We start from the raw sequence: 22429 nt of genomic DNA on the forward strand, positions 1-22429 counted from the left end.
TTTTAATTAATTTTCTTCATAAATTCATAAAATTCTTTTAACTCATCTGAATCAACTTTAGCTAATTCTTTAAAATATTCTTTATAGTCAAAGCTCTCAGAAGTACCAAAAGAGAAATTGAGAATTTTTGAGCTTTTTAATAACGGACTTTCCGCTATTTGAAGCTCTTTTTTAGTACCTACTAAAAGTTCAATCCCTAATTTTTTGATAATGTATGCTTTTCATTCATAATTAGCTCTAAAATAGCCTAGATATAGGCTTCCAGCTAGTTCAATTTCTATTTTGGTCTTTTCTTCAAAATCATCTTTTTTTAAACTATTTTTTTCATCTAAAAAATCTTTAATTTGATTTTCAATTTCATTACTTTTTCTCAAAAAAGTTTCGTTATCTATTATGTTTTCAATTTTTAAATCAAGAATTTTGTCTTTCTTTTTTCTTAATTCATCAATTTTTAAATCAAGGACTCAAATATCATTAAAATTGTTTAATTTTTCTTTTTTGATTTTTTCTAAGATAATCTTTTTATCTATATCTTGCAAAGGTCTAGAAACTCATTCAATTTTCTTTATAAGTTCTCATATTTTATAAAAAAGTAAATCTTCATTAATATTTACTCTAACTTCACTTTTAGTTTGTGAACAATAATATGTTTTTCATTTATTTACGGTGCTTGTTAAATATCTTCATGATGAATCTTTTACAAATCATTTAAGAGTATAACCCTTATACTCTCTTTTTATTAAAGTTTGTTTTTCATTATATGTTCATTTTCATATTCAATTAGCTAAATCATAAATCTCTTTTGAGATTATCGGCTTATGACTTCAAATAATATCTTTTCATTTCCATGTAAAAACTCAATAATAAAAACTTTTTCTTACTAGCTTTTGTAATCTACTTGGTTCAAATAATAAATTTGTCTTTTTTCAATACTTCTTTTTTAAAATATTTCAAATTGTACTATATGCTTTTTTTTCAATTCTTAATGAGTATATTTCTTTTACAATTTTAGCTTCTAACTTATCTATAACAATTTCTTTATGTCATTTCTTTATTGTGATATTTTTATATCAATATGGGGCTTTTCATAAAAATCTTCCAGTACGCTCAATACAGCTATTCATTTTATCTTTGATATCTTTTGCCCTATCTTCATTATCCATTTTTGATAAAGATAAATCTAGTTGTAATAAAAACTTATCTCTTGAACTATCTGATTTATATTCTCTTGAAGTTCATAAAATTCCTATTAGTAGATTTTTATCTAATAAATCTATTATTCTTGAAGTATCAATATTATTTCTTGATAACCTTTTAGGTTCATCAATAATAATGTAATCAACTTTTCAAGTTTTACATATCTTTATAAGTTCATTAAATCAATCTCTTGTGAATTCAGTTTTTGCTGATTTGCTTTCTCAAATTTCTTTAATCACTTCTAAATTTCTAAGTTTTGCAATACTTCTACAATTTCATAGCTGATGTTCTAATGAGTTTGCTTGTTTATCATCCCTATCAGTTGATTTTCTATAATAAATTATAGCTTTCATATTTTTTATTTAAAAAATAAATCATAATTTTCAATTAATCACTCCCAAAATTCTACCCTTAAATTAAATAATATTTTTAATTCACTTTCTGAATAATCAGGATAAAGTTTTTTATACTCATCCTTACACTCTTCAAAGTTTGGCATACAAGTTATGAGTTATTATTTATTATTTCCACAAATTAATTTTATACTTTCCAGTTAAAAACAGTTCTTTAGTCTCTTTTAATAAGTCTTTAATATTTTCCTGCTCTAATCCTTGTTCTTCTAAAGAACTTGTATCTTGAACTAATGAAACTATTTGTAAAGCTTTTAATTCTGCTCTTCTTTCTTTTAAAGTCTCAATATCTACTATTTCATTTCCAGCAAGGTCTAATCCTAAAGTTTGTGTAAGTTTTTCAATAGTGCTTAATTTTACATCATGTCCTGCAAAAAATCTTGATAGTGTTTTTGTTCCAAGCTCTGATACTTCTGCTAAATCTTCAATTGTGATTTTTACTTCTTTTTTCCTTGATTTAACTTTTTCAATTAGCTCTTGTCTTATCATAATAGAATCCTCTTAATATTATAAAATATGTCACATATGACTATATTTATATATTTTAAAAAATCAAGTTTATGTATAATAAATTTACTTATATTCTAAAATCATAAAAACACCATTACGAATTTTCACCACTTGTAATACGAGATTTAACTTTACTTATTACGAATCATCTATCTATTAATATTTAGTTACTTTGCAAATTTAACCATATTAGCAATAGCACGAAAAAACTCTTTACTCCAAATATTTAGTTCATTTTCATCAGAAATAAATCTTCTTACATCATCTTTTGCTAATTCTATATCAAGAGTTTCAATTCTCTTCTGTAATAAATTTTTGATAATCTCTTCTGAATATTCTTCAATAGAATTTGGTAATTCTTCATCAATACTTTCTAATGCTTTACATCCTTGAGTTAATCTTGTAGCAAGATGAAATAAATCTAATTCATATCCATTTTGAACATACCAAACTAAATCATACCAATCTCTACCTTTTGGTCTAGTTTGCCAACCTCTACAAAGAAGAGCGTGCATTTTTCCTGCAAATAAAGATGATGGTGTCATAGTCCTAATCATAAAAGGACTTGGTAATAAATGTAGTTTTTCTTCATCATTAAAATTAACGGGAGGGTTAGTATCAACTTCAAATTTAATTTTTAATACTTTTCCTGAATGAATTTTATTTACAATATCCTCAGGAGCATTAATAGCTATTAAATGTTTAAGAGTATTACCTTTTAAAAAAGCAGATTGTACAGCACTTGTATCTTTTATTTTCGTTTGTACTTCTGCTTCAAATCCATAAACTTGAAGTTTATCTAGTACTGCTTTTTCGTACTTTGAAAGGTCAAATAAGGAATCAGGCTTTATTAATGAAAAATCTAAATCCTCAGAAAATCGAGGTAAATTGTAAAGAATTCTTAATGCTGTTCCTCCATAAAATACTGCGTGTTTAAAAAAACCTGCATCCGCTAAAGCTGATAATACAATCTCTTGTAAAATTTCTCTTAATGCTTCAAATAGGTCATCTTTTTTTAAATCATATTTACTTAACATTGATTCTATATGTGGATGTGTTGTTGCCAATTTAACTCCTTTTTATTATTGAAGCTAGAGATTGTAAAATTTTTGATGAATACGCCATAGAAATTTTCCATATAAGCTTACTATCTAAATTTTTTAAATCATCTATATCAATTCTCAAATCATCTTCTAAATAACTTAATATTTCATCTTTTTTAATATTTGAGACTCTTTTATCAGAATATATTTTATCGCAAAGTGCTTTTTCTACTGTTGCAATCATATATCCTCCATCATTTTCATCAAATTTCCATTCAATACCTAAAGGATATGCTCTTAATGGTACTTTTTTATATGAGAATCTTCCTAATGGTGTTTCGTAATCTTTATTACGAGAAACACTAGCTGATGTAATTGTATATACTCTTTCAGGTATTAAGCCATAAAAAGATAAAGCATATTCAAATGATACATAAGATGGTTTATATAACATATTAGCAGTTGCTATTAAATTTAAAGTATGACTTCTATAATCCTGCGAAAAAGTATAAATACCTTTTTTTAATTGAATTAATTCACCCTTTTTAACCATTGTATTAATTTTTTGAATAGGTTGAGAGTACTCTTTTTCTAAAATACTCTTTATCATATCTACTGAAAAAGTGTTTAGAGTTAATTCTTTTTTTATATCAAATATATTCATAAAACAACTATATATAATTTAAACTTAAGTTAAGCTATATTGAACACCATAATATACATTTATCATATTATTTAGTTCAAATTAACTTAATTTTGATAAAGTTTTATTTATACAATCCAACAACAGCATTTTTACCATTCTCAGGACTTAGTTTTGCATATCTCATTGTTTGCTCTATTTTCTTATGATCCATTAATTTTTGAATAGTAAATATAGGAACTCCATTTATAGCTAAATGTGAAGCAAAAGTATGTCTAAAAGTATGTAAAACAACTCTATTTCTAGTATCTTTACTATCTAATCCCTCATTGAATAACTTATCTAGTATTGGTTTTATTCTACTTTGAATATTTTTAGATGTTAATTTTCTCTCGTGTTCATTTGTAAAACTTATTACATAATCATTCATTCTTAACTCTAATAAATATGGTTTTAATCTATTTACTAAATCTTCTTGCAAAAAACCTGTATATGTATTATCTGTTTTTAGATTTTTTAATGTAATAGTTCCATTATCTAAATTTACATCTTTCTTTTGGATATGTAATATAGTTTCAAGTCTTCCACCTGTTTGTAATGATATATCTAAAAATAGATTTACTAAAAAAGAATCATACCTCTTATCTAATTGCTCTTTTAATAAATTAATTTCATCTAGTGTTAAATATCTTTCTCTACCATTATCTACTTTAAATCTAGGAATTCCAAGACAAGGATTAATATATTTCAATCCTCTTTCTTTTATATTGTGATTTATAATAGCTGAAAAAAGTTCTCTAATACCATTTACTGTTTGAGGTGTTCTTCCCATTGATACAATATTTTTTAGAAAAGCTCTAATTTTAATTTTATCAATACTATTAATATCCATATCACCAAAAATAGGTTTTATATATTTTTCATATCTAGATATTCTTTCTTTTTTAGTCTCTTTATCTTTGAAGTACAATTGAGCTATTTTATCATATGTAATCGATTCAACTTTTTTCTTTTTAGCAACTATTGTAATATCCTCACCATGTTTTATTTTACTTAGTTGTTCACTTCTTAAAGTAAAAGCTATATTCTCTCTCATACCTTCTGAATACTTACCAACTTTAACCCAAATCATTTTTCTTTCATCAGGTTTTCTATATGTAAAATAAAAAGCTTTATCTCCTTTTGATAATTCGTTATAATATACTCCAGTGTATCGCTTAGATTTAATCAAACTAATCTCCTCTTTTTCTAGCCTATTTCTATCCATAAAAGCAAAAATATAATAAAATATGCTTAAATCTGATAATAGAAGTATAACATAGAAATAAAGGTTTTAAGGGCTATAGAGAAGTTTTGATTAGTTATGATGAGATTTAAAAATAACGTTTTTTTGTAGATACGAATCTAGGCTGTAATAATTCGTTATTTCCATTAAATAGGGGCTTACGCCTCTGTTTAAGCTACATTTTGAAACTCCATTTCTAACCTATTTATAACTTCAAATTAATTTATCACTTTTTTATTAAGATATTTAAGAATTTCTTTTATACAAAAAATAACATCATTTTTACAAAATCTAACAAAAACTTAACATTTATCAACATTTTATAACAAGATAGATTTTTGGTAAAGTATTGGTTTTATTTAGTTTTTTATATGTTTGGGTTTTAATCCTACTTTTTTAAAAAACTCTTTTGTGTTTTTCTTGGTATATTCACTATAAGAGTAATAATCATCTTCTGAAAATAGTTTATTTAGTTTTATAATCTCATTACCAACTAATGATAAGTTAAATTCTTTGTTAGGGATTGATATTTCATTTCTTAAAAGTCTTGCACAAAATAAGCATAAACTTGATGAATAGTTTAAAAGTTCCACTTGGTTTATATATTCACTTTTTCTACCTCTTGGATTAGTCTCTAATCTATTTAAAGGTTTTAATCTTTTTAGTTGTTGTATATTGTTGTTAAATCTCATTTAATTTAATATCTAACTTTTCTTTTGTTCCAAATTCATTGGTAAGAGTTATCTTTGTATCTGCATTAACTGTTTTTTCAATTCTATCTATTTGAAATAAAATATCATTTCTTATTGTATATAAGTCTTTAATAGATACATTTTTTAAATCTGCATTTAAAATACTATCATCTATTTTATCAAGTTGTTTAAGTAGTGTCTCATACCTATTCTTTTTATTCCAACTGTATGCCTCTTTTATTTCGATAAAGGCTTGAAACTGTAAGTCTTTAATCTCATCTTCATAGTATTTACTCCATTGTATTAATGTAGGTTTTGAAGCTTTTAATTTAGTTGCAATTTTATCAAAGCTTATTCCCTCTGCTCTAAGGATTATAAAATCTCTATGTTTATCAGTCATTTCCATTTAGCACCTCATCAATAATCACATCATAGTATTTATTTATAGTAACATAAGCAATACCAGTTCTTTTATGTATTTGATACTTTGTAGGCTTCATATCTTCATCTAAAAGGCTTTTAATTGTTTCTTGGATTGATTGCTTAACTCTTTGAGTTTTTATCTTTCTTGCTTGTTGAAGAGTGTTATCTGTTGTAAGTGGTTTTATTTGTTCTAATTGTTCATAGATAGATAAGTTACTATCCTTTACAATCTTTTTAATTTCTTTTAAAAGTTCTTCATCAATATCTATAATCATAAATAGCCTTTTTATAGTATAATTTAGTTATATTATACCATAAAACAAATATCTACAATAAAGTTAAATTAATCTATACTATTATTATTTTAAAAAGACTATAAAACTTTCTTTATATAAAAAGGATTTAAATTATGAAGTTAACAATATTAATTGCAATAATTGTTTCTATCTTTACTGGCTGTGCAGGTTCTTTCCCTCTCTATATACATTCAGATTCAAATCTCAAAAAAAAATATGTAAATATTAATGAACCTAATTTAAATATAATCACAACTACTGAAATTGGTCAAAATATGTATTCTAAATCATATTTGTATTATGACGATACTTACGATATAAAACTAAAAGATATAGCAATAGGTAAAGAAGGAAGCATATGGGTTGATAGTTCTGCATCTACAAAAACAAGTGCAGGAATAAAAAATCAATTTGAACAAAAATATATAAAAAAATTAAGAAAAGTTGATAATAAATTTAATGCAATGTGCTACACAACTTGGATTTGTTTAACTGATTTAAACAATGATAAAGAATTTACTCATTTTAGTGCATTTGGCACTCCAGACTATGGGAAACTAAATAGTCCAGTAAAATATGAGATTACACAATCAACATCTTTTCAAGAAGATTCTTTCAAATATATAGCATTATATCAAGGTAAAAAAAACAATATTATAAAAATTTCTTTTAGAGAATTTAAAAATAATATGGCTCGACCTGCATTTACTCAAGATATAGAATATGAATTAGATAAAGATGGTACTGCATTAATTGGATTTAAAGGATTAAGAATAAAAGTTCTTAAAGTTACTAATTTTGATATTACATATAAAGTAATAAAAGATTATGATTAATACTCAAAGGGTAAACTACCCTCTAAGTATTTCATAACTTTTATGAGTTCTTCTATCTGTTAAAAGTTCATTTTGTAACTTCAAATATTCATAACTAAAACTTGAACTATTAAAGTATCGTATAGCCATTCTCTCAATATCCTTTAAATAATCATCAAGGTTAAAACCTTTATATTTAAACTTAACATTGATTGTAACCTCTAACCTTTTCCAGTTCTTCAATTCATCATCAAGTTTTTTATGTTTACTCTCTTTGAAGTATTTATCATAAAGAAGAATTTTTTTAAACTTGTCTGCATCTTCTTCCACATTTGCAGGAGCATTTATATAAAAAGATGTATAAAACAAATTAGTATCACTAAAACTATTTATGTACTCTTGAAATAGATAATAAAATTGATTGATATTCTCTTTATTAATTGGAGCTTCATTCTCTCCATCAAAACAAATATCCATATCACTAATTTTAAATCTATTCACAAATAAGCATAAGATTTTATATGTATCAATACTAATATTTTTTGTGGGCTGTCTAAGACCAGTAAACACAATTTCACAATAAAAGTTTTTAGCTTTTTTTCTGCTCTTTGATGTGCCAACACTTTCATAATTGTATTTTATAAGTATGTATGCACTTACATTTTTAACATTTGATATTTTAATGAACTTGACTACATAGTCGCTATTCTTCTTAATCTCATTTTTGTCTATGAAATTATTGATAATGTAATTCTCACATTTATCTGCTATTACTAAATTATGTTTAATCACAAACTTTTCAAGTGTTGAAGATGGTATAATAAAGCGAATCGTATCTATTCCTACACTATTAAGAAAAATAGTTATTTCTTGGTGTTTAATTGCTATTAGAAACACATATTAAGAAACAAGTACAAATTTGCTTTTATTCAATCACTCACAAAGCCTTAGAATAAGGCTCTATGAGTTGCTTTTATACCATCATCATAAATCACTTTGTATCTACCGTTTTTGTCGGATTTTGTTTGTGATTATTTTTTGATACTCTTCCATACTCAATAAAGTTTAAAACTTTTTTTGTTGAATAAATTTCTAAAAGTTTTTTTGCTTTAGTAATATTTGATTCACTTGGTACAAGAATATAAGGTTTATAGTAAGAATATGTCGTTTCTTTTGAAATATCCTCTATAAACTCTATACCCTCTTTTACCAAATCACATTTTACATTTTCGATTCTTGAAGTAAGATAGAAAATTGTATCACTATACATTCTCACATCTTTACCCTCTATCAAATCTTTTAAGACTAAATAGTGTGATATATATGCAGGCTTTTTCATATTATCCACCTTACGCCGTTTGTACATTTGATTCAGTAATATACTTTACAATCGCATTTAATGGATACACCACTGTGCCGTTTTTACTTTTAGAATCTAACTTTTTATATGAGGCTCCTATTCCTTGTTCCCTTTGTCTATAAGCTGTTGCTAAAGAGATATTTAAAATTTCACAATATGTTTTTTGTGTAACCATTGCACCATATACGGGTAACATTAAAGAGTATAATTCTTTTTGCTCTTCTGTTAATTTCATAAATAACCTTTTATGAAATAGCTATTTCTTTATTGTATTTGTTTAAACGTGAGTTAATTATAAGGTCTTATTGAGTGGTTGTAAAAAGTTGAAAAGCCAAAAAAATGGCTTTTGAATAATTGACTTTAAAAGAAAAAATCATCTATAAATTGAATAAGATTATTTTTATTGTAGTCAATTTTTAGATTTTCTAAATCTTTACATAAATGAATAATTTCATTGTTCATCATTTCTGTATAATACTTTTCTGAAGTTTTAAAATATTCTACTCTTTTATTTAATATACTTATGTTAAAACCATGTGAATAATGAATATTTTGGTTTAATCCCGTACTATTTAATTTTCTAGTTTTAATATTTCTTTTGATGTATCCTAATTCTGATAAACATCTATTTAAACCTTTTATTAAATTTTGGGACTCTTTGCTTTTACAATCAGAATAATTCTTTACATAGTCAATCATTTTAGTTAACAAATGAATTTCACTATTTAGTTTACTTGTTCTATGAAGATTAGTATTTCCTTCATTATTATGTAACTTCTCAATTTGTAAATTTATTATATTTATTCTAAACATTATAATTTCAATACCTCTAACAAAATTAAGACCTTTTGAAATTATTACATTTTCATTTATATACTCTTTAAAATCTTTTTTTTCATCATTTGTAAAATCATAATTATAATGATTTAAAACTGCATCAACATCTTTTATTAAATCACTTCCAAAATCATCTCTTATAACTGTCCCACATTTTAATTTATAATTCATCTATAAAGCCCCTCTACTGCATTTTTACCATTTTCAGGACTTAGTTTTGCATATCTCAAAGTCTGTTCAATTTTCTTATGGTCCATTAACTTTTGAATTGTAAAAATAGGTATTCCATTAATAGCAAGATGTGAGGCAAAAGTATGCCTTAAAGTATGTATAACTACTCTATGCTTTCTATCATCACTATCTAAGCCCTCATTAAATAACTTATCAAGTATTGGTTTTAATCTGTTTTGTATTTGCTTTTGTGTTAGTTTCTTTTCGTGTTCATCTTTAAAACTTACTACATAATCATTGACTTTTAAATTAGATAGATACTCTTTCAAAATATTAATTAAATCTGTTTGCAAATATCCCGTGTAAGTATTCCCCGTTTTTAAATTTTTCAATGTTACTGTTCTATTTGATAGATTAATATCTTTTTTTTGTATATGCAAAATAGTTTCAAATCTTCCACCAGTTTGTAAAGATAGTTCAATAAATAGTTTTATTAAAAAGTTTTCTTTTAATACTTCTTTTAATTGATTAATTTCCTCTAAAGATAAATATCGTTCTCTATCATTATCAACTTTTAATCTTGGAATACCAATACAAGGATTTACAAGTTTTAAGTTATGTTCTTTTATATTATGATTAAATATTGCACCTATAAGCTCCCTTATACCATTTACAGTTTGAGGGGCTTTACCATCACTTGAAATATCATCTAAAATCTTTTTTATCATTTGCTTAGTAATGTTCTCAATATTCTTATTTCCAATTAGTGGCTTTATATAAGAATTGTATTTATTAATTCTATGTTGATGTACTTTTTTATCTTTAAAATATATTTGTGCTAAATCATTGTAAGTAGTTATTTTAGTTTTAATATTAGTTTTTTTATTTCTATAAACGGTTGGTAAATCTTCTCCTAACCTTAATCTTGTAACTATTTCCATTCTTTTTAGATGTGCATATTCAACTGTTACAGATGGATTATCACTCCTTTTACCAATAGTAAGTAGTTCATCTTTATTTTTATTTTTGTATCTAATTAAAAAGACTCTATCAACTTCTTTTCCTTTTTCATTAACAATACTTTTATAAAAAACACCTGTTTTACTTGTAGCTATTTTTTTTGATAAAGTCTTTAATTGTGGTTTTAATTCTTTACTCATAAAGTCCGCCCTTAGTCCGCTTAATTTTAATATAATTGAATAAACTTGATTTAAATATATTTTTATTATACTAAAATAAAATACTACTGTAAAGGGGTTTGATTGAAGTTTTTATTAACTTTAAGAAACTTGATAAAATATATAACTTAGAAGATACGAATCTAGGCTGTAATAATTCGTTATTTTCCAATAAAAAAGGTCAGTTTTTAACTGGCCTTTTTTTATGTCTAATTTTTACATATATATATTTAATAAGCTTAATATAAATATAGGTCCCACAAAAGCTGCAACTAAACCAATAAGCATAAAATCTTTAGAATTTAATTTTCCAGATGCAAAAGCTATAGCATTTGGTGGGGTAGATACAGGTAGAACCATAGCACAAGATGCACATAAAGCTATACTAATTACCATATAAGCTACTATAGAATCACCCAAACCACTTACTAGTGCAACAATTAAAGGTAACATAATATTTGTTGCAGCAGTATTACTCATAAAGTTAGAAACTAAAATAACAATAAAAGCAAATATAGAAACAATAATAAATATATTTAGCCCCTCTAGATTAAACTGTGTACCGATCCACTCATCTAAACCAGTTTTTGATACACCAGCACCTAATGAGAGTCCACCTATTATTAAAATAATTACATCCCATCTAATCTCTTTAATATCTTCATTATCAATAATACCAAATATAGTAAAAACAACTATTGGAAATAGTGAAACAACAGGAGTAGGTATATGGTGTAAGGGACCAGATAACCACAATAACACTGTTATAGTAAACACCAAAATAACCAAAGCTTTTTTCCAACTAGGTATTGTAGGAATTTTAGTAAATGTAGTAGTAGAATCATCATAATGTGGAATTTTTCTTACTTTATTTATATTTATTTCATCTTCTGTTGATTTATATATTTTTAATATTAACCATCTAAAAAATACTACTATTAATATGGCAGGAGGTAAGGCTATAGCCATCCATTCTAAAAAAGATGGTGCATTATTTCCTAAAATACCTACAGCAATTGCATTTGGAGGCGTACCTATTATAGTTCCCATTCCCCCTATATTTGCAGCAATCACAACTCCTAAAAGAATACCTTTTTGAAAAGGATTATGTTCATTCATATTTTTTAACATTGGTATTAATAGAGTCATCATCATAGCTGTTGTTGCCGTATTAGATACAAACATTGATAAAATAAAAGTTGTTAACATAAGTCCTGTTAATATATTATGAGGTTTATTACCAAAATAAAAGATAACCCTTTTTGCAAGCCATAGATCTAATTTTGTTTTGGAAGCAGCAATAGCTAAAATAAATCCTGCCATAAACAAAAATATCAAAGGATTTGACCAAGGTTTTAAAAAATATATCCACTCTTTTGAGTTTGAATCAAAATCAAAGTTATTAAAGCCTAATAGAAGTATTTCTAAGGATATTAACAAAAAGGATACAGCAAAGGCTGGAATTGCTTCTGTCATCCATAATAAAGCCGAGAAAGACAAAATAAATAACATTAAACTAGCCTCATAAGATAAACTTGAATATTCTGGAACTATTGCAATAAAAAAAGCTATAAGAAGAGAGAAAAAAAATCTACTAACAGAATGTTTAATTGAGAACTTAAGTTTACCATGTATAATTTTACGTAAATGAAAACGACTGTCAAGCATTAATTACCTTTTATCTTTAAAAATATATTATATTATTAAAATGCTAAAATATGAAACAAGTAAATAGAAGGTAATAATAAGCGAAGGATTCAGAGAAAAAGAAGAGGCTAAAAAAAAAGCTTCATCAAATACAACCGATGTTGAATTGAATGAAGCTTGTTAAATACTCAAGAGCTGGCAGCGGCCTACGTTTCCACAAGTGAAACCTGCAGTATTATCAGCGCAGAGGTGCTTGACTTCCGGGTTCGGAATGGAGCCGGGTATTTCCACCTCGCTATAACCACCAGCAATATGAGTAAAGAAAGTATTTTAAAAATATATCTCTTTACTCACATTTATGAGTTATAAAAATTAATGTTAAGTCTTTGCGTTATCTCTAACGTCTTGAACACAATACTGAGTTAAACTCAATAAGATAGTAAACCAAGAAATTATATAAAAAAGCCAAACGATCTATTAGTACTAGTCAGCTAAACGTCTTTCAACGCTTACACATCTAGCCTATCAACCAGCTAGTCTTGCTGGGATCTTCAGGGAAAGTTCATCTTAGAGTTGGCTTCGAGCTTAGATGCTTTCAGCTCTTATCACATCCGTACGTAGCTACCCAACGATGCCCTTGGCAGAACAATTGGTACACTAGTGGTACGTTCATCCCGGTCCTCTCGTACTAGGGACAAATCTCTTCAACTTTCCTACGCCCACGGAAGATAGGGACCGAACTGTCTCACGACGTTCTGAACCCAGCTCGCGTACCGCTTTAAATGGCGAACAGCCATACCCTTGGGACCTGCTCCAGCCCCAGGATGCGATGAGCCGACATCGAGGTGCCAAACCTCCCCGTCGATGTGAGCTCTTGGGGGAGATCAGCCTGTTATCCCCGGCGTACCTTTTATCCTTTGAGCGATGGCCCTTCCACACAGAACCACCGGATCACTATGACCGACTTTCGTCTCTGTTCGACTTGTATGTCTCACAGTCAAGCTAGTTTTTGCCATTATACTCAACTGGCGATTTCCATCCGCCATGAACTAACCTTTGTAAGCCTCCGTTACTTTTTAGGAGGCGACCGCCCCAGTCAAACTACCCACCAGACATTGTCCTGAAGAAGGATAACTTCTCGCAGTTAGTAACTCAAATATTCAAGGGTGGTATCTCAAGGTTGGCTCCACTTGTACTGGCGTCCAAGTTTCAAAGCCTCCCACCTATCCTGCACATGAATATCCAAGCTACAGTGTCAAGCTGTAGTAAAGGTGCACGGGGTCTTTCCGTCTTTCCGCGGGTAGGAGGAATTTTCACCTCCACTACAATTTCACTGGATCCCTGGTTGAGACAGCTCCCATCTCGTTACGCCATTCATGCAGGTCGGTATTTAACCGACAAGGAATTTCGCTACCTTAGGACCGTTATAGTTACGGCCGCCGTTTACTCGGGCTTCAATCAAGAGCTTCGCTAATGCTAACTCCATCAGTTAACCTTCGAGCACCGGGCAGGCGTCACACCTTATACATCCACTTACGTGTTAGCAAAGTGCTGTGTTTTTGGTAAACAGTCGGGAGGGACTCTTTGTTGCAACCTTCTCCGCTTTCGAGAGCAAGTCTCTATACAGAGGTAGGCACACCTTATACCGAAGATACGGTGCTAGTTTGCAGAGTTCCTTAACCAGGGTTCTTCCACGCGCCTTAGAATACTCATCCCACCCACCTGTGTCGGTTTACGGTACGGGCAACAAATAATATACTTAGTGGCTTTTCTTGGCACGACAGTATCATCGATTCTCTATCTCCTCCGAAGAGTGTCAAGAGCCTGTAAGATCTCGGTCTAACGTTACCCGGATTTGCCTAAGTAACAACCTACGTCCTTCGAGCCACACTTCCATCAGTGACCTCGATTAACTCTATGCGTCCCCACATCGCGCTTATTTGTTGGTATTGGAATATTAACCAATTTGCCATCGTCTACCCCTTTCGGACTCGACTTAGGACCCGACTAACCCTACGATGACGAGCATCGCGTAGGAAACCTTGGGTTTTCGGCGTTAAGGATTCTCACCTTAATTCTCGCTACTCATGCCTGCATGCTCACTTCTATCCGCTCCAACGCTCCTTACCGGTACATCTTCAACGCTGAATAGAACGCTCTCCTACCACTCAGTAAACTGAGTCTAAAGCTTCGGTGTACATCTTAGCCCCGTTATATTTTCCGCGCAGAATCACTAGACCAGTGAGCTGTTACGCTTTCTTTAAAGGGTGGCTGCTTCTAAGCCAACCTCCTGGTTGTCACAGTAACTCCACATCGTTTTCCACTTAGATGTAACTTAGGGACCTTAGCTGTTAGTCTGGGTTGTTCCCCTCTCGACATAGGATTTTATCACCCTACGCCTGACTCCTATGATTACGCATATAGTATTCGAAGTTTGATAGGGTTTGGTACCGCGGTAAGCAGCCCTAGCCCATTCAGTGCTCTACCCCTATATGTTACTACATAAGGCTATACCTAAATATATTTCGGAGAGAACCAGCTATCACGAAGTTTGATTGGCCTTTCACCCCTATCCACAAGTCATCCGAAGACTTTTCAACGCCTACCGGTTCGGTCCTCCACTAGCTCTTACACCAGCTTCAACCTGCTCATGGATAGATCACTTCGTTTCGGGTCTGCAGCATCTGACTAATTCGCCCTATTAAGACTCGCTTTCGCTACGGCTTCGTACTTGACTTAACCTTGCCAGATACCACAACTCGCAGGCTCATTATGCAAAAGGCAGTCCGTCACCCTGATAAATCATAGGGCTCCGAATGATTGTAAGCTAATGGTTTCAGGTTCTATTTCACTCCCCTCACTGGGGTACTTTTCACCTTTCCCTCACGGTACTTGTTCACTATCGATCTGTAAGTAGTATTTAGGGTTGGAAGGTGGTCCTCCCATATTCAGACAAAATATCACGTGTTCCGTCCTACTCGTTCTTAAGCCTAGTACCACATTAAAAATTTCGGTTACAGGAGTTTCACCTTCTATGCTTTACCTTTCCAGGTAATTCACCTATTTAAAATGCTATCACTTAATGCCCTAATCCCATTTCGCTCGCCGCTACTTTGGGAATCTCAATTGATTTCTCTTCCTCTGGTTACTGAGATGTTTCACTTCACCAGGTTCGCCTCCTCGAAAGGATAACATGCTTAACATGCTGGGTTGTCCCATTCGGAAATCACCGGATCAAAGCCTCTTGACGGCTCCCCGATGCTTATCGCAGTCTAGTACGTCCTTCATCGCCTCTTACAGTCTAGGCATCCACCATTAGCCCTTTATAGCTTTTTAATCTCCTTTAAAAATTCGCATTTTTAAAGGGACCAATTCTTGAGAATAAAATAACTTTCGTTATTCTACCTTTTTTGAATAATTATTCCTTGGCTACTATCTTATTGAATTTACTTCAATAACATAGCTGTGTCTATCTATACTTTTTATATTAATAAATCTCTTTATTAACATAATCATTTTTAGATATGAAATTTTTTTGTTTTTTTAACAATCTTCATACGAAAGATTATTAAACGAAAAAATTAAAGACTTTAACATTATGTTTTTAAATATCATTTTGACTTTAAAAGTCAAATATAAATTCAATTCTTTTATTGAACTTATATTTGATTTTTTTATCAAACTTTTTAACTTGATCTGTTCTTAATAGATGGTGGAGATAAGCGGGATCGAACCGCTGACCTCCTGCGTGCAAGGCAGGCGCTCTCCCAGCTGAGCTATATCCCCACATACTAATCAGATTATTATATGGTGGGCCTACCAGGACTTGAACCTGGGACCTCACGATTATCAGTCGAGCGCTCTAGCCAGCTGAGCTATAGGCCCTTTCTTCACCTATTATTGAAATAATCTTTATAAACCGAACATGATAAACTTGCTATCTTTGATAGCTTTGGAAGAGTTAATCGAATAACTCTTCTCTTCTCTGAAAGGAGGTGATCCAACCGCAGGTTCTCCTACGGTTACCTTGTTACGACTTCACCCCAGTCGCTGAATCCACTGTGGAGGGTAGCTACTTTAGCATCCCCGCTTCGAATGAGTTCAACTCCCATGGTGTGACGGGCGGTGAGTACAAGACCCGGGAACGTATTCACCGTAGCATTGCTGATCTACGATTACTAGCGATTCCAACTTCAAGTAGTCGAGTTGCAGACTACTATCCGAACTGGGAGGCATTTTTGAGATTTGCTCCACCTCGCGGTATCGCTGCTCTTTGTATGCCCCATTGTAGCACGTGTGTAGCCCTGGACGTAAGGGCCATGATGACTTGACGTCGTCCACACCTTCCTCCTACTTGCGTAGGCAGTCTCGTTAGAGTTCTCAGCCGAACTGTTAGCAACTAACGACGTGGGTTGCGCTCGTTGCGGGACTTAACCCAACATCTCACGACACGAGCTGACGACAGCCGTGCAGCACCTGTCCTACAGTTTCTGCAAGCAGACACCAATCTATCTCTAGAAAGTTCTGTAAATGTCAAGTCCAGGTAAGGTTCTTCGCGTATCGTCGAATTAAACCACATGCTCCACCGCTTGTGCGGGTCCCCGTCTATTCCTTTGAGTTTTAATCTTGCGACCGTACTCCCCAGGCGGTACACTTAATGTGTTAACTGCATTACTGCAATGTCTAGCATCGCAACAACTAGTGTACATCGTTTAGGGCGTGGACTACCAGGGTATCTAATCCTGTTTGCTCCCCACGCTTTCGCGTCTCAGCGTCAATAATGTTCCAGTAGATCGCCTTCGCAATCGGTATTCCTTCTGATCTCTACGGATTTTACCCCTACACCAGAAATTCCATCTACCTCTCCCATATTCTAGATAGACAGTTTCAAAAGCAGTTCTATGGTTGAGCCATAGGATTTCACTTCTGACTTATCTATCCGCCTACACGCTCTTTACGCCCAGTGATTCCGAGTAACGCTTGCACCCTCCGTATTACCGCGGCTGCTGGCACGGAGTTAGCCGGTGCTTATTCATATAGTACCGTCATTATCTTCCTATATAAAAGGAGTTTACGCTCCGAAAAGTGTCATCCTCCACGCGGCGTTGCTGCATCAGAGTTTCCTCCATTGTGCAATATTCCCCACTGCTGCCTCCCGTAGGAGTCTGGACCGTGTCTCAGTTCCAGTGTGACTGATCATCCTCTCAAACCAGTTAGGCGTCATTGACTTGGTGAGCCATTACCTCACCAACTATCTGATACCATACAGTCCCATCCTCTAGCACTAAAGCGTTTCCCCAGCATACTTATGTATTATGGGCATATAGGGCATTAGCAGACGTTTCCATCTGTTATTCCTTTCTAGAGGGCAGGTTAACTATACATTACTCACCCGTGCGCCACTTAGCTGACAACTTAAGCAAGCTTAAGTCCGTTCTCGTTCGACTTGCATGTGTTAGGCACGCCGCCAGCGTTCACTCTGAGCCAGGATCAAACTCTCCATAATAAAAAATTTGATTCTCTGACTTATATTTTATTACTTATGTAACAAATATTAAATCTCATTTGTAAAGCTTAGCTTTATGTTTCTAAATAGACAAGGATATAATTTACTTATATTCTTGTTGTTATATTTTTGTTTATCATATTCGGTTTATAAAGATTATATTCTCTTAACAAACCTTCGTTTTTAAAGATCATCCATCTCTTCAAAACTTTGTGTCGTTCCTCTGAAATTGGACGGGAATTATAATAGATTTTCTTAAACTTGTCAAGGGTTTATTCTTATTTCTGGCTTAAATTTTTAAATTCTTTCCTCTTTTTGTTTCTTTTCTTTCTTCTTTTTTCCAACTTCCCCCTTTTTATGGTCTTTCCTCTTTATATACATATCCACTTCTTCCTTCTATTATTATCTCTCTTCTCTCATTTTCTTTTGTTTTTATCTCTATTTTACATCTTTCTTTTATCTCATATTCCTCTTCTTCATCTTCTTTATTACTTAATTTTGAATACACTCTCCCTTCTACTCCATATGATATCTGTCCTATTATTCTTGTGTATTACATGTTAGTTTTACCCCTTCTACCTCAAACAATTATTACCATTTACAATCTAGATTCAATAAAGAGCTAAAAAAGAAAGAAGAAACACATAAAGATATAATAAAAAAGAGCTAAGAGGAATAAGAAGCCAATTAGATAGCTATAAAAAGCAAAGAGAGGTAAGTAAGTAAAAAAGGCAATAAATGATTAAGAATATAAAAGAAAGCCTCAAGAACATAAAAATACAAGTAAAAAAACACCTAAAGAAATAGAAGCTAGTAACAAAGTAAGAAGAACTATTAAAAAGCACCTAAAACAAATATATAAAGCTTAAAGAGTAAATAAACATAACTATAAGAATAAATAAAAAATTAATAAAATAAAATAAGATAAATAATAAGCGAAGAATTCAGAGTAAAAGAAGAGGCTAAAAAAAAAGCTTCATCAAATACAACCGATGTTGAATTGAATGAAGCTTGTTAAATACTCAAGAGCTGGCAGCGGCCTACGTTTCCACAAGTGAAACCTGCAGTATTATCAGCGCAGAGGTGCTTGACTTCCGGGTTCGGAATGGAGCCGGGTATTTCCACCTCGCTATAACCACCAGCAATATGAGTAAAGAAAGTATTTTAAAAATATATCTCTTTACTCACATTTATGAGTTATAAAAATTAATGTTAAGTCTTTGCGTTATCTCTAACGTCTTGAACACAATACTGAGTTAAACTCAATAAGATAGTAAACCAAGAAATTATATAAAAAAGCCAAACGATCTATTAGTACTAGTCAGCTAAACGTCTTTCAACGCTTACACATCTAGCCTATCAACCAGCTAGTCTTGCTGGGATCTTCAGGGAAAGTTCATCTTAGAGTTGGCTTCGAGCTTAGATGCTTTCAGCTCTTATCACATCCGTACGTAGCTACCCAACGATGCCCTTGGCAGAACAATTGGTACACTAGTGGTACGTTCATCCCGGTCCTCTCGTACTAGGGACAAATCTCTTCAACTTTCCTACGCCCACGGAAGATAGGGACCGAACTGTCTCACGACGTTCTGAACCCAGCTCGCGTACCGCTTTAAATGGCGAACAGCCATACCCTTGGGACCTGCTCCAGCCCCAGGATGCGATGAGCCGACATCGAGGTGCCAAACCTCCCCGTCGATGTGAGCTCTTGGGGGAGATCAGCCTGTTATCCCCGGCGTACCTTTTATCCTTTGAGCGATGGCCCTTCCACACAGAACCACCGGATCACTATGACCGACTTTCGTCTCTGTTCGACTTGTATGTCTCACAGTCAAGCTAGTTTTTGCCATTATACTCAACTGGCGATTTCCATCCGCCATGAACTAACCTTTGTAAGCCTCCGTTACTTTTTAGGAGGCGACCGCCCCAGTCAAACTACCCACCAGACATTGTCCTGAAGAAGGATAACTTCTCGCAGTTAGTAACTCAAATATTCAAGGGTGGTATCTCAAGGTTGGCTCCACTTGTACTGGCGTCCAAGTTTCAAAGCCTCCCACCTATCCTGCACATGAATATCCAAGCTACAGTGTCAAGCTGTAGTAAAGGTGCACGGGGTCTTTCCGTCTTTCCGCGGGTAGGAGGAATTTTCACCTCCACTACAATTTCACTGGATCCCTGGTTGAGACAGCTCCCATCTCGTTACGCCATTCATGCAGGTCGGTATTTAACCGACAAGGAATTTCGCTACCTTAGGACCGTTATAGTTACGGCCGCCGTTTACTCGGGCTTCAATCAAGAGCTTCGCTAATGCTAACTCCATCAGTTAACCTTCGAGCACCGGGCAGGCGTCACACCTTATACATCCACTTACGTGTTAGCAAAGTGCTGTGTTTTTGGTAAACAGTCGGGAGGGACTCTTTGTTGCAACCTTCTCCGCTTTCGAGAGCAAGTCTCTATACAGAGGTAGGCACACCTTATACCGAAGATACGGTGCTAGTTTGCAGAGTTCCTTAACCAGGGTTCTTCCACGCGCCTTAGAATACTCATCCCACCCACCTGTGTCGGTTTACGGTACGGGCAACAAATAATATACTTAGTGGCTTTTCTTGGCACGACAGTATCATCGATTCTCTATCTCCTCCGAAGAGTGTCAAGAGCCTGTAAGATCTCGGTCTAACGTTACCCGGATTTGCCTAAGTAACAACCTACGTCCTTCGAGCCACACTTCCATCAGTGACCTCGATTAACTCTATGCGTCCCCACATCGCGCTTATTTGTTGGTATTGGAATATTAACCAATTTGCCATCGTCTACCCCTTTCGGACTCGACTTAGGACCCGACTAACCCTACGATGACGAGCATCGCGTAGGAAACCTTGGGTTTTCGGCGTTAAGGATTCTCACCTTAATTCTCGCTACTCATGCCTGCATGCTCACTTCTATCCGCTCCAACGCTCCTTACCGGTACATCTTCAACGCTGAATAGAACGCTCTCCTACCACTTGTACAAGTACAAGTCTAAAGCTTCGGTGTACATCTTAGCCCCGTTATATTTTCCGCGCAGAATCACTAGACCAGTGAGCTGTTACGCTTTCTTTAAAGGGTGGCTGCTTCTAAGCCAACCTCCTGGTTGTCACAGTAACTCCACATCGTTTTCCACTTAGATGTAACTTAGGGACCTTAGCTGTTAGTCTGGGTTGTTCCCCTCTCGACATAGGATTTTATCACCCTACGCCTGACTCCTATGATTACGCATATAGTATTCGAAGTTTGATAGGGTTTGGTACCGCGGTAAGCAGCCCTAGCCCATTCAGTGCTCTACCCCTATATGTTACTACATAAGGCTATACCTAAATATATTTCGGAGAGAACCAGCTATCACGAAGTTTGATTGGCCTTTCACCCCTATCCACAAGTCATCCGAAGACTTTTCAACGCCTACCGGTTCGGTCCTCCACTAGCTCTTACACCAGCTTCAACCTGCTCATGGATAGATCACTTCGTTTCGGGTCTGCAGCATCTGACTAATTCGCCCTATTAAGACTCGCTTTCGCTACGGCTTCACACTTGGCTTAACCTTGCCAGATACCACAACTCGCAGGCTCATTATGCAAAAGGCAGTCCGTCACCCTGATAAATCATAGGGCTCCGAATGATTGTAAGCTAATGGTTTCAGGTTCTATTTCACTCCCCTCACTGGGGTACTTTTCACCTTTCCCTCACGGTACTTGTTCACTATCGATCTGTAAGTAGTATTTAGGGTTGGAAGGTGGTCCTCCCATATTCAGACAAAATATCACGTGTTCCGTCCTACTCGTTCTTAAGCCTAGTACCACATTAAAAATTTCGGTTACAGGAGTTTCACCTTCTATGCTTTACCTTTCCAGGTAATTCACCTATTTAAAATGCTATCACTTAATGCCCTAATCCCATTTCGCTCGCCGCTACTTTGGGAATCTCAATTGATTTCTCTTCCTCTGGTTACTGAGATGTTTCACTTCACCAGGTTCGCCTCCTCGAAAGGATAACATGCTTAACATGCTGGGTTGTCCCATTCGGAAATCACCGGATCAAAGCCTCTTGACGGCTCCCCGATGCTTATCGCAGTCTAGTACGTCCTTCATCGCCTCTTACAGTCTAGGCATCCACCATTAGCCCTTTATAGCTTTTTAATCTCCTTTAAAAATTTGCATTTTTAAAGGGACCAATTCTGAGAATAAAATAACTTTCGTTATTCTACCTTTTTTGAATAATTATTCCTTGGCTACTATCTTATTGAATTTACTTCAATAACATAGTTGTGTCTATCTATACTTTTTATATTAATAAATCTCTTTATTAACATAATCATTTTTAGATATGAAATTTTTTTGTTTTTTTAACAATCTTCATACGAAAGATTATTAAACGAAAAAA

General features: G+C 32.9%; 17 protein-coding genes, 2 tRNA genes and 5 rRNA genes. 2 read left to right on the forward strand and 22 right to left on the reverse strand.

The features are described from left to right. Positions 1 to 221 precede the first annotated feature (221 nt). Positions 222 to 374 (reverse strand): hypothetical protein, encoded by a 153-nt coding sequence (locus tag ACKU3H_RS02775; RefSeq protein WP_165811705.1) that lies wholly within the window; start codon positions 372 to 374, stop codon positions 222 to 224. A gap of 682 nt (positions 375 to 1056) precedes the next feature. Here ACKU3H_RS02775 and ACKU3H_RS02780 point away from each other — a divergent pair. Continuing rightward, positions 1057 to 1338: a hypothetical protein gene (locus tag ACKU3H_RS02780; RefSeq protein WP_320035458.1), complete on the forward strand. Its 282-nt coding sequence runs from the start codon at positions 1057 to 1059 to the stop codon at positions 1336 to 1338. 380 nt (positions 1339 to 1718) lie between these two features. On the opposite strand, the gene ACKU3H_RS02785 is transcribed toward ACKU3H_RS02780, so the two are convergent. From ACKU3H_RS02785 to ACKU3H_RS02815, 7 genes are all read right to left on the reverse strand, one after another. Continuing rightward, complete coding sequence (locus ACKU3H_RS02785; RefSeq protein ID WP_320035459.1) at positions 1719 to 2096, reverse strand: helix-turn-helix domain-containing protein; 378 nt, start codon at positions 2094 to 2096, stop codon at positions 1719 to 1721. A gap of 188 nt (positions 2097 to 2284) precedes the next feature. Further along, the gene (locus ACKU3H_RS02790; RefSeq protein ID WP_320035460.1) at positions 2285 to 3184 is read right to left on the reverse strand and encodes a nucleotidyl transferase AbiEii/AbiGii toxin family protein; all 900 of its coding nucleotides are present in this window, start codon (positions 3182 to 3184) and stop codon (positions 2285 to 2287) included. Between the two features lies 1 nt (position 3185). Beyond that, positions 3186 to 3824, reverse strand: coding sequence for a hypothetical protein (locus ACKU3H_RS02795; protein ID WP_320035461.1), 639 nt, complete (start codon positions 3822 to 3824; stop codon positions 3186 to 3188). Positions 3825 to 3927: 103 nt separating this feature from the next. Next, positions 3928 to 5034 (reverse strand): site-specific integrase, encoded by a 1107-nt coding sequence (locus ACKU3H_RS02800; protein WP_320035462.1) that lies wholly within the window; start codon positions 5032 to 5034, stop codon positions 3928 to 3930. 413 nt (positions 5035 to 5447) lie between these two features. After that, positions 5448 to 5780, reverse strand: a complete 333-nt coding sequence (locus ACKU3H_RS02805; protein ID WP_320035463.1) for a hypothetical protein — start codon at positions 5778 to 5780, stop codon at positions 5448 to 5450. Next, positions 5770 to 6186: a hypothetical protein gene (locus ACKU3H_RS02810; RefSeq protein WP_320035464.1), complete on the reverse strand. Its 417-nt coding sequence runs from the start codon at positions 6184 to 6186 to the stop codon at positions 5770 to 5772. The genes ACKU3H_RS02805 and ACKU3H_RS02810 overlap by 11 nt, the downstream gene beginning before the upstream one ends. Next, complete coding sequence (locus ACKU3H_RS02815; protein WP_320035465.1) at positions 6173 to 6478, reverse strand: hypothetical protein; 306 nt, start codon at positions 6476 to 6478, stop codon at positions 6173 to 6175. The genes ACKU3H_RS02810 and ACKU3H_RS02815 overlap by 14 nt, the downstream gene beginning before the upstream one ends. A gap of 134 nt (positions 6479 to 6612) precedes the next feature. Here ACKU3H_RS02815 and ACKU3H_RS02820 point away from each other — a divergent pair, with 134 nt between their 5' ends. Continuing rightward, positions 6613 to 7335, forward strand: a complete 723-nt coding sequence (locus ACKU3H_RS02820) for a hypothetical protein (RefSeq protein ID WP_320035466.1) — start codon at positions 6613 to 6615, stop codon at positions 7333 to 7335. 15 nt (positions 7336 to 7350) lie between these two features. Here ACKU3H_RS02820 and ACKU3H_RS02825 read toward each other — a convergent pair whose 3' ends face one another. From ACKU3H_RS02825 to ACKU3H_RS02890, 14 genes are all read right to left on the reverse strand, one after another. Further along, positions 7351 to 7815 (reverse strand): hypothetical protein, encoded by a 465-nt coding sequence (locus ACKU3H_RS02825; RefSeq protein WP_320035467.1) that lies wholly within the window; start codon positions 7813 to 7815, stop codon positions 7351 to 7353. Between the two features lie 490 nt (positions 7816 to 8305). Beyond that, entirely contained in the window at positions 8306 to 8653 is a 348-nt protein-coding gene (locus ACKU3H_RS02830; RefSeq protein WP_320035468.1) for a hypothetical protein, read from the reverse strand. Between the two features lie 10 nt (positions 8654 to 8663). Further along, a complete protein-coding gene (locus tag ACKU3H_RS02835) occupies positions 8664 to 8909 on the reverse strand; it encodes a hypothetical protein (RefSeq protein ID WP_320035469.1) in 246 nt (81 codons plus the stop codon). 125 nt (positions 8910 to 9034) lie between these two features. Then, positions 9035 to 9682 carry a hypothetical protein gene (locus ACKU3H_RS02840; protein ID WP_320035470.1) on the reverse strand — a complete coding sequence of 216 codons (648 nt, stop codon included), beginning with the start codon at positions 9680 to 9682 and terminating at the stop codon, positions 9035 to 9037. Beyond that, positions 9679 to 10842, reverse strand: coding sequence for a site-specific integrase (locus tag ACKU3H_RS02845; RefSeq protein WP_320035471.1), 1164 nt, complete (start codon positions 10840 to 10842; stop codon positions 9679 to 9681). The genes ACKU3H_RS02840 and ACKU3H_RS02845 overlap by 4 nt, the downstream gene beginning before the upstream one ends. 234 nt (positions 10843 to 11076) lie before the next feature. Beyond that, positions 11077 to 12528 (reverse strand): SLC13 family permease, encoded by a 1452-nt coding sequence (locus ACKU3H_RS02850; protein ID WP_320035472.1) that lies wholly within the window; start codon positions 12526 to 12528, stop codon positions 11077 to 11079. A gap of 172 nt (positions 12529 to 12700) precedes the next feature. Then, positions 12701 to 12816 (reverse strand): 5S ribosomal RNA (gene rrf / locus ACKU3H_RS02855). Between the two features lie 147 nt (positions 12817 to 12963). After that, positions 12964 to 15843: ribosomal RNA gene (locus ACKU3H_RS02860) — 23S ribosomal RNA — on the reverse strand. Positions 15844 to 16217: 374 nt separating this feature from the next. Next, positions 16218 to 16293, reverse strand: a tRNA-Ala gene (locus tag ACKU3H_RS02865). A 22-nt stretch (positions 16294 to 16315) separates the two neighbouring features. Further along, a tRNA-Ile gene (locus ACKU3H_RS02870) sits at positions 16316 to 16392 on the reverse strand. Between the two features lie 103 nt (positions 16393 to 16495). Then, positions 16496 to 18013: ribosomal RNA gene (locus tag ACKU3H_RS02875) — 16S ribosomal RNA — on the reverse strand. A 355-nt stretch (positions 18014 to 18368) separates the two neighbouring features. Further along, a complete protein-coding gene (locus ACKU3H_RS02880; RefSeq protein ID WP_320035473.1) occupies positions 18369 to 18521 on the reverse strand; it encodes a hypothetical protein in 153 nt (50 codons plus the stop codon). A gap of 519 nt (positions 18522 to 19040) precedes the next feature. Beyond that, a 5S ribosomal RNA gene (gene rrf, locus ACKU3H_RS02885) occupies positions 19041 to 19156 on the reverse strand. A 147-nt stretch (positions 19157 to 19303) separates the two neighbouring features. Next, a 23S ribosomal RNA gene (locus ACKU3H_RS02890) occupies positions 19304 to 22185 on the reverse strand. Together the 16S, 23S and 5S rRNA genes with 2 tRNA genes alongside form the textbook arrangement of a ribosomal RNA operon. Positions 22186 to 22429: the final 244 nt, after the last annotated feature.

It is taken from the genome of Halarcobacter sp. (genome assembly GCF_963675975.1).
Lineage (GTDB): Bacteria > Campylobacterota > Campylobacteria > Campylobacterales > Arcobacteraceae > Halarcobacter.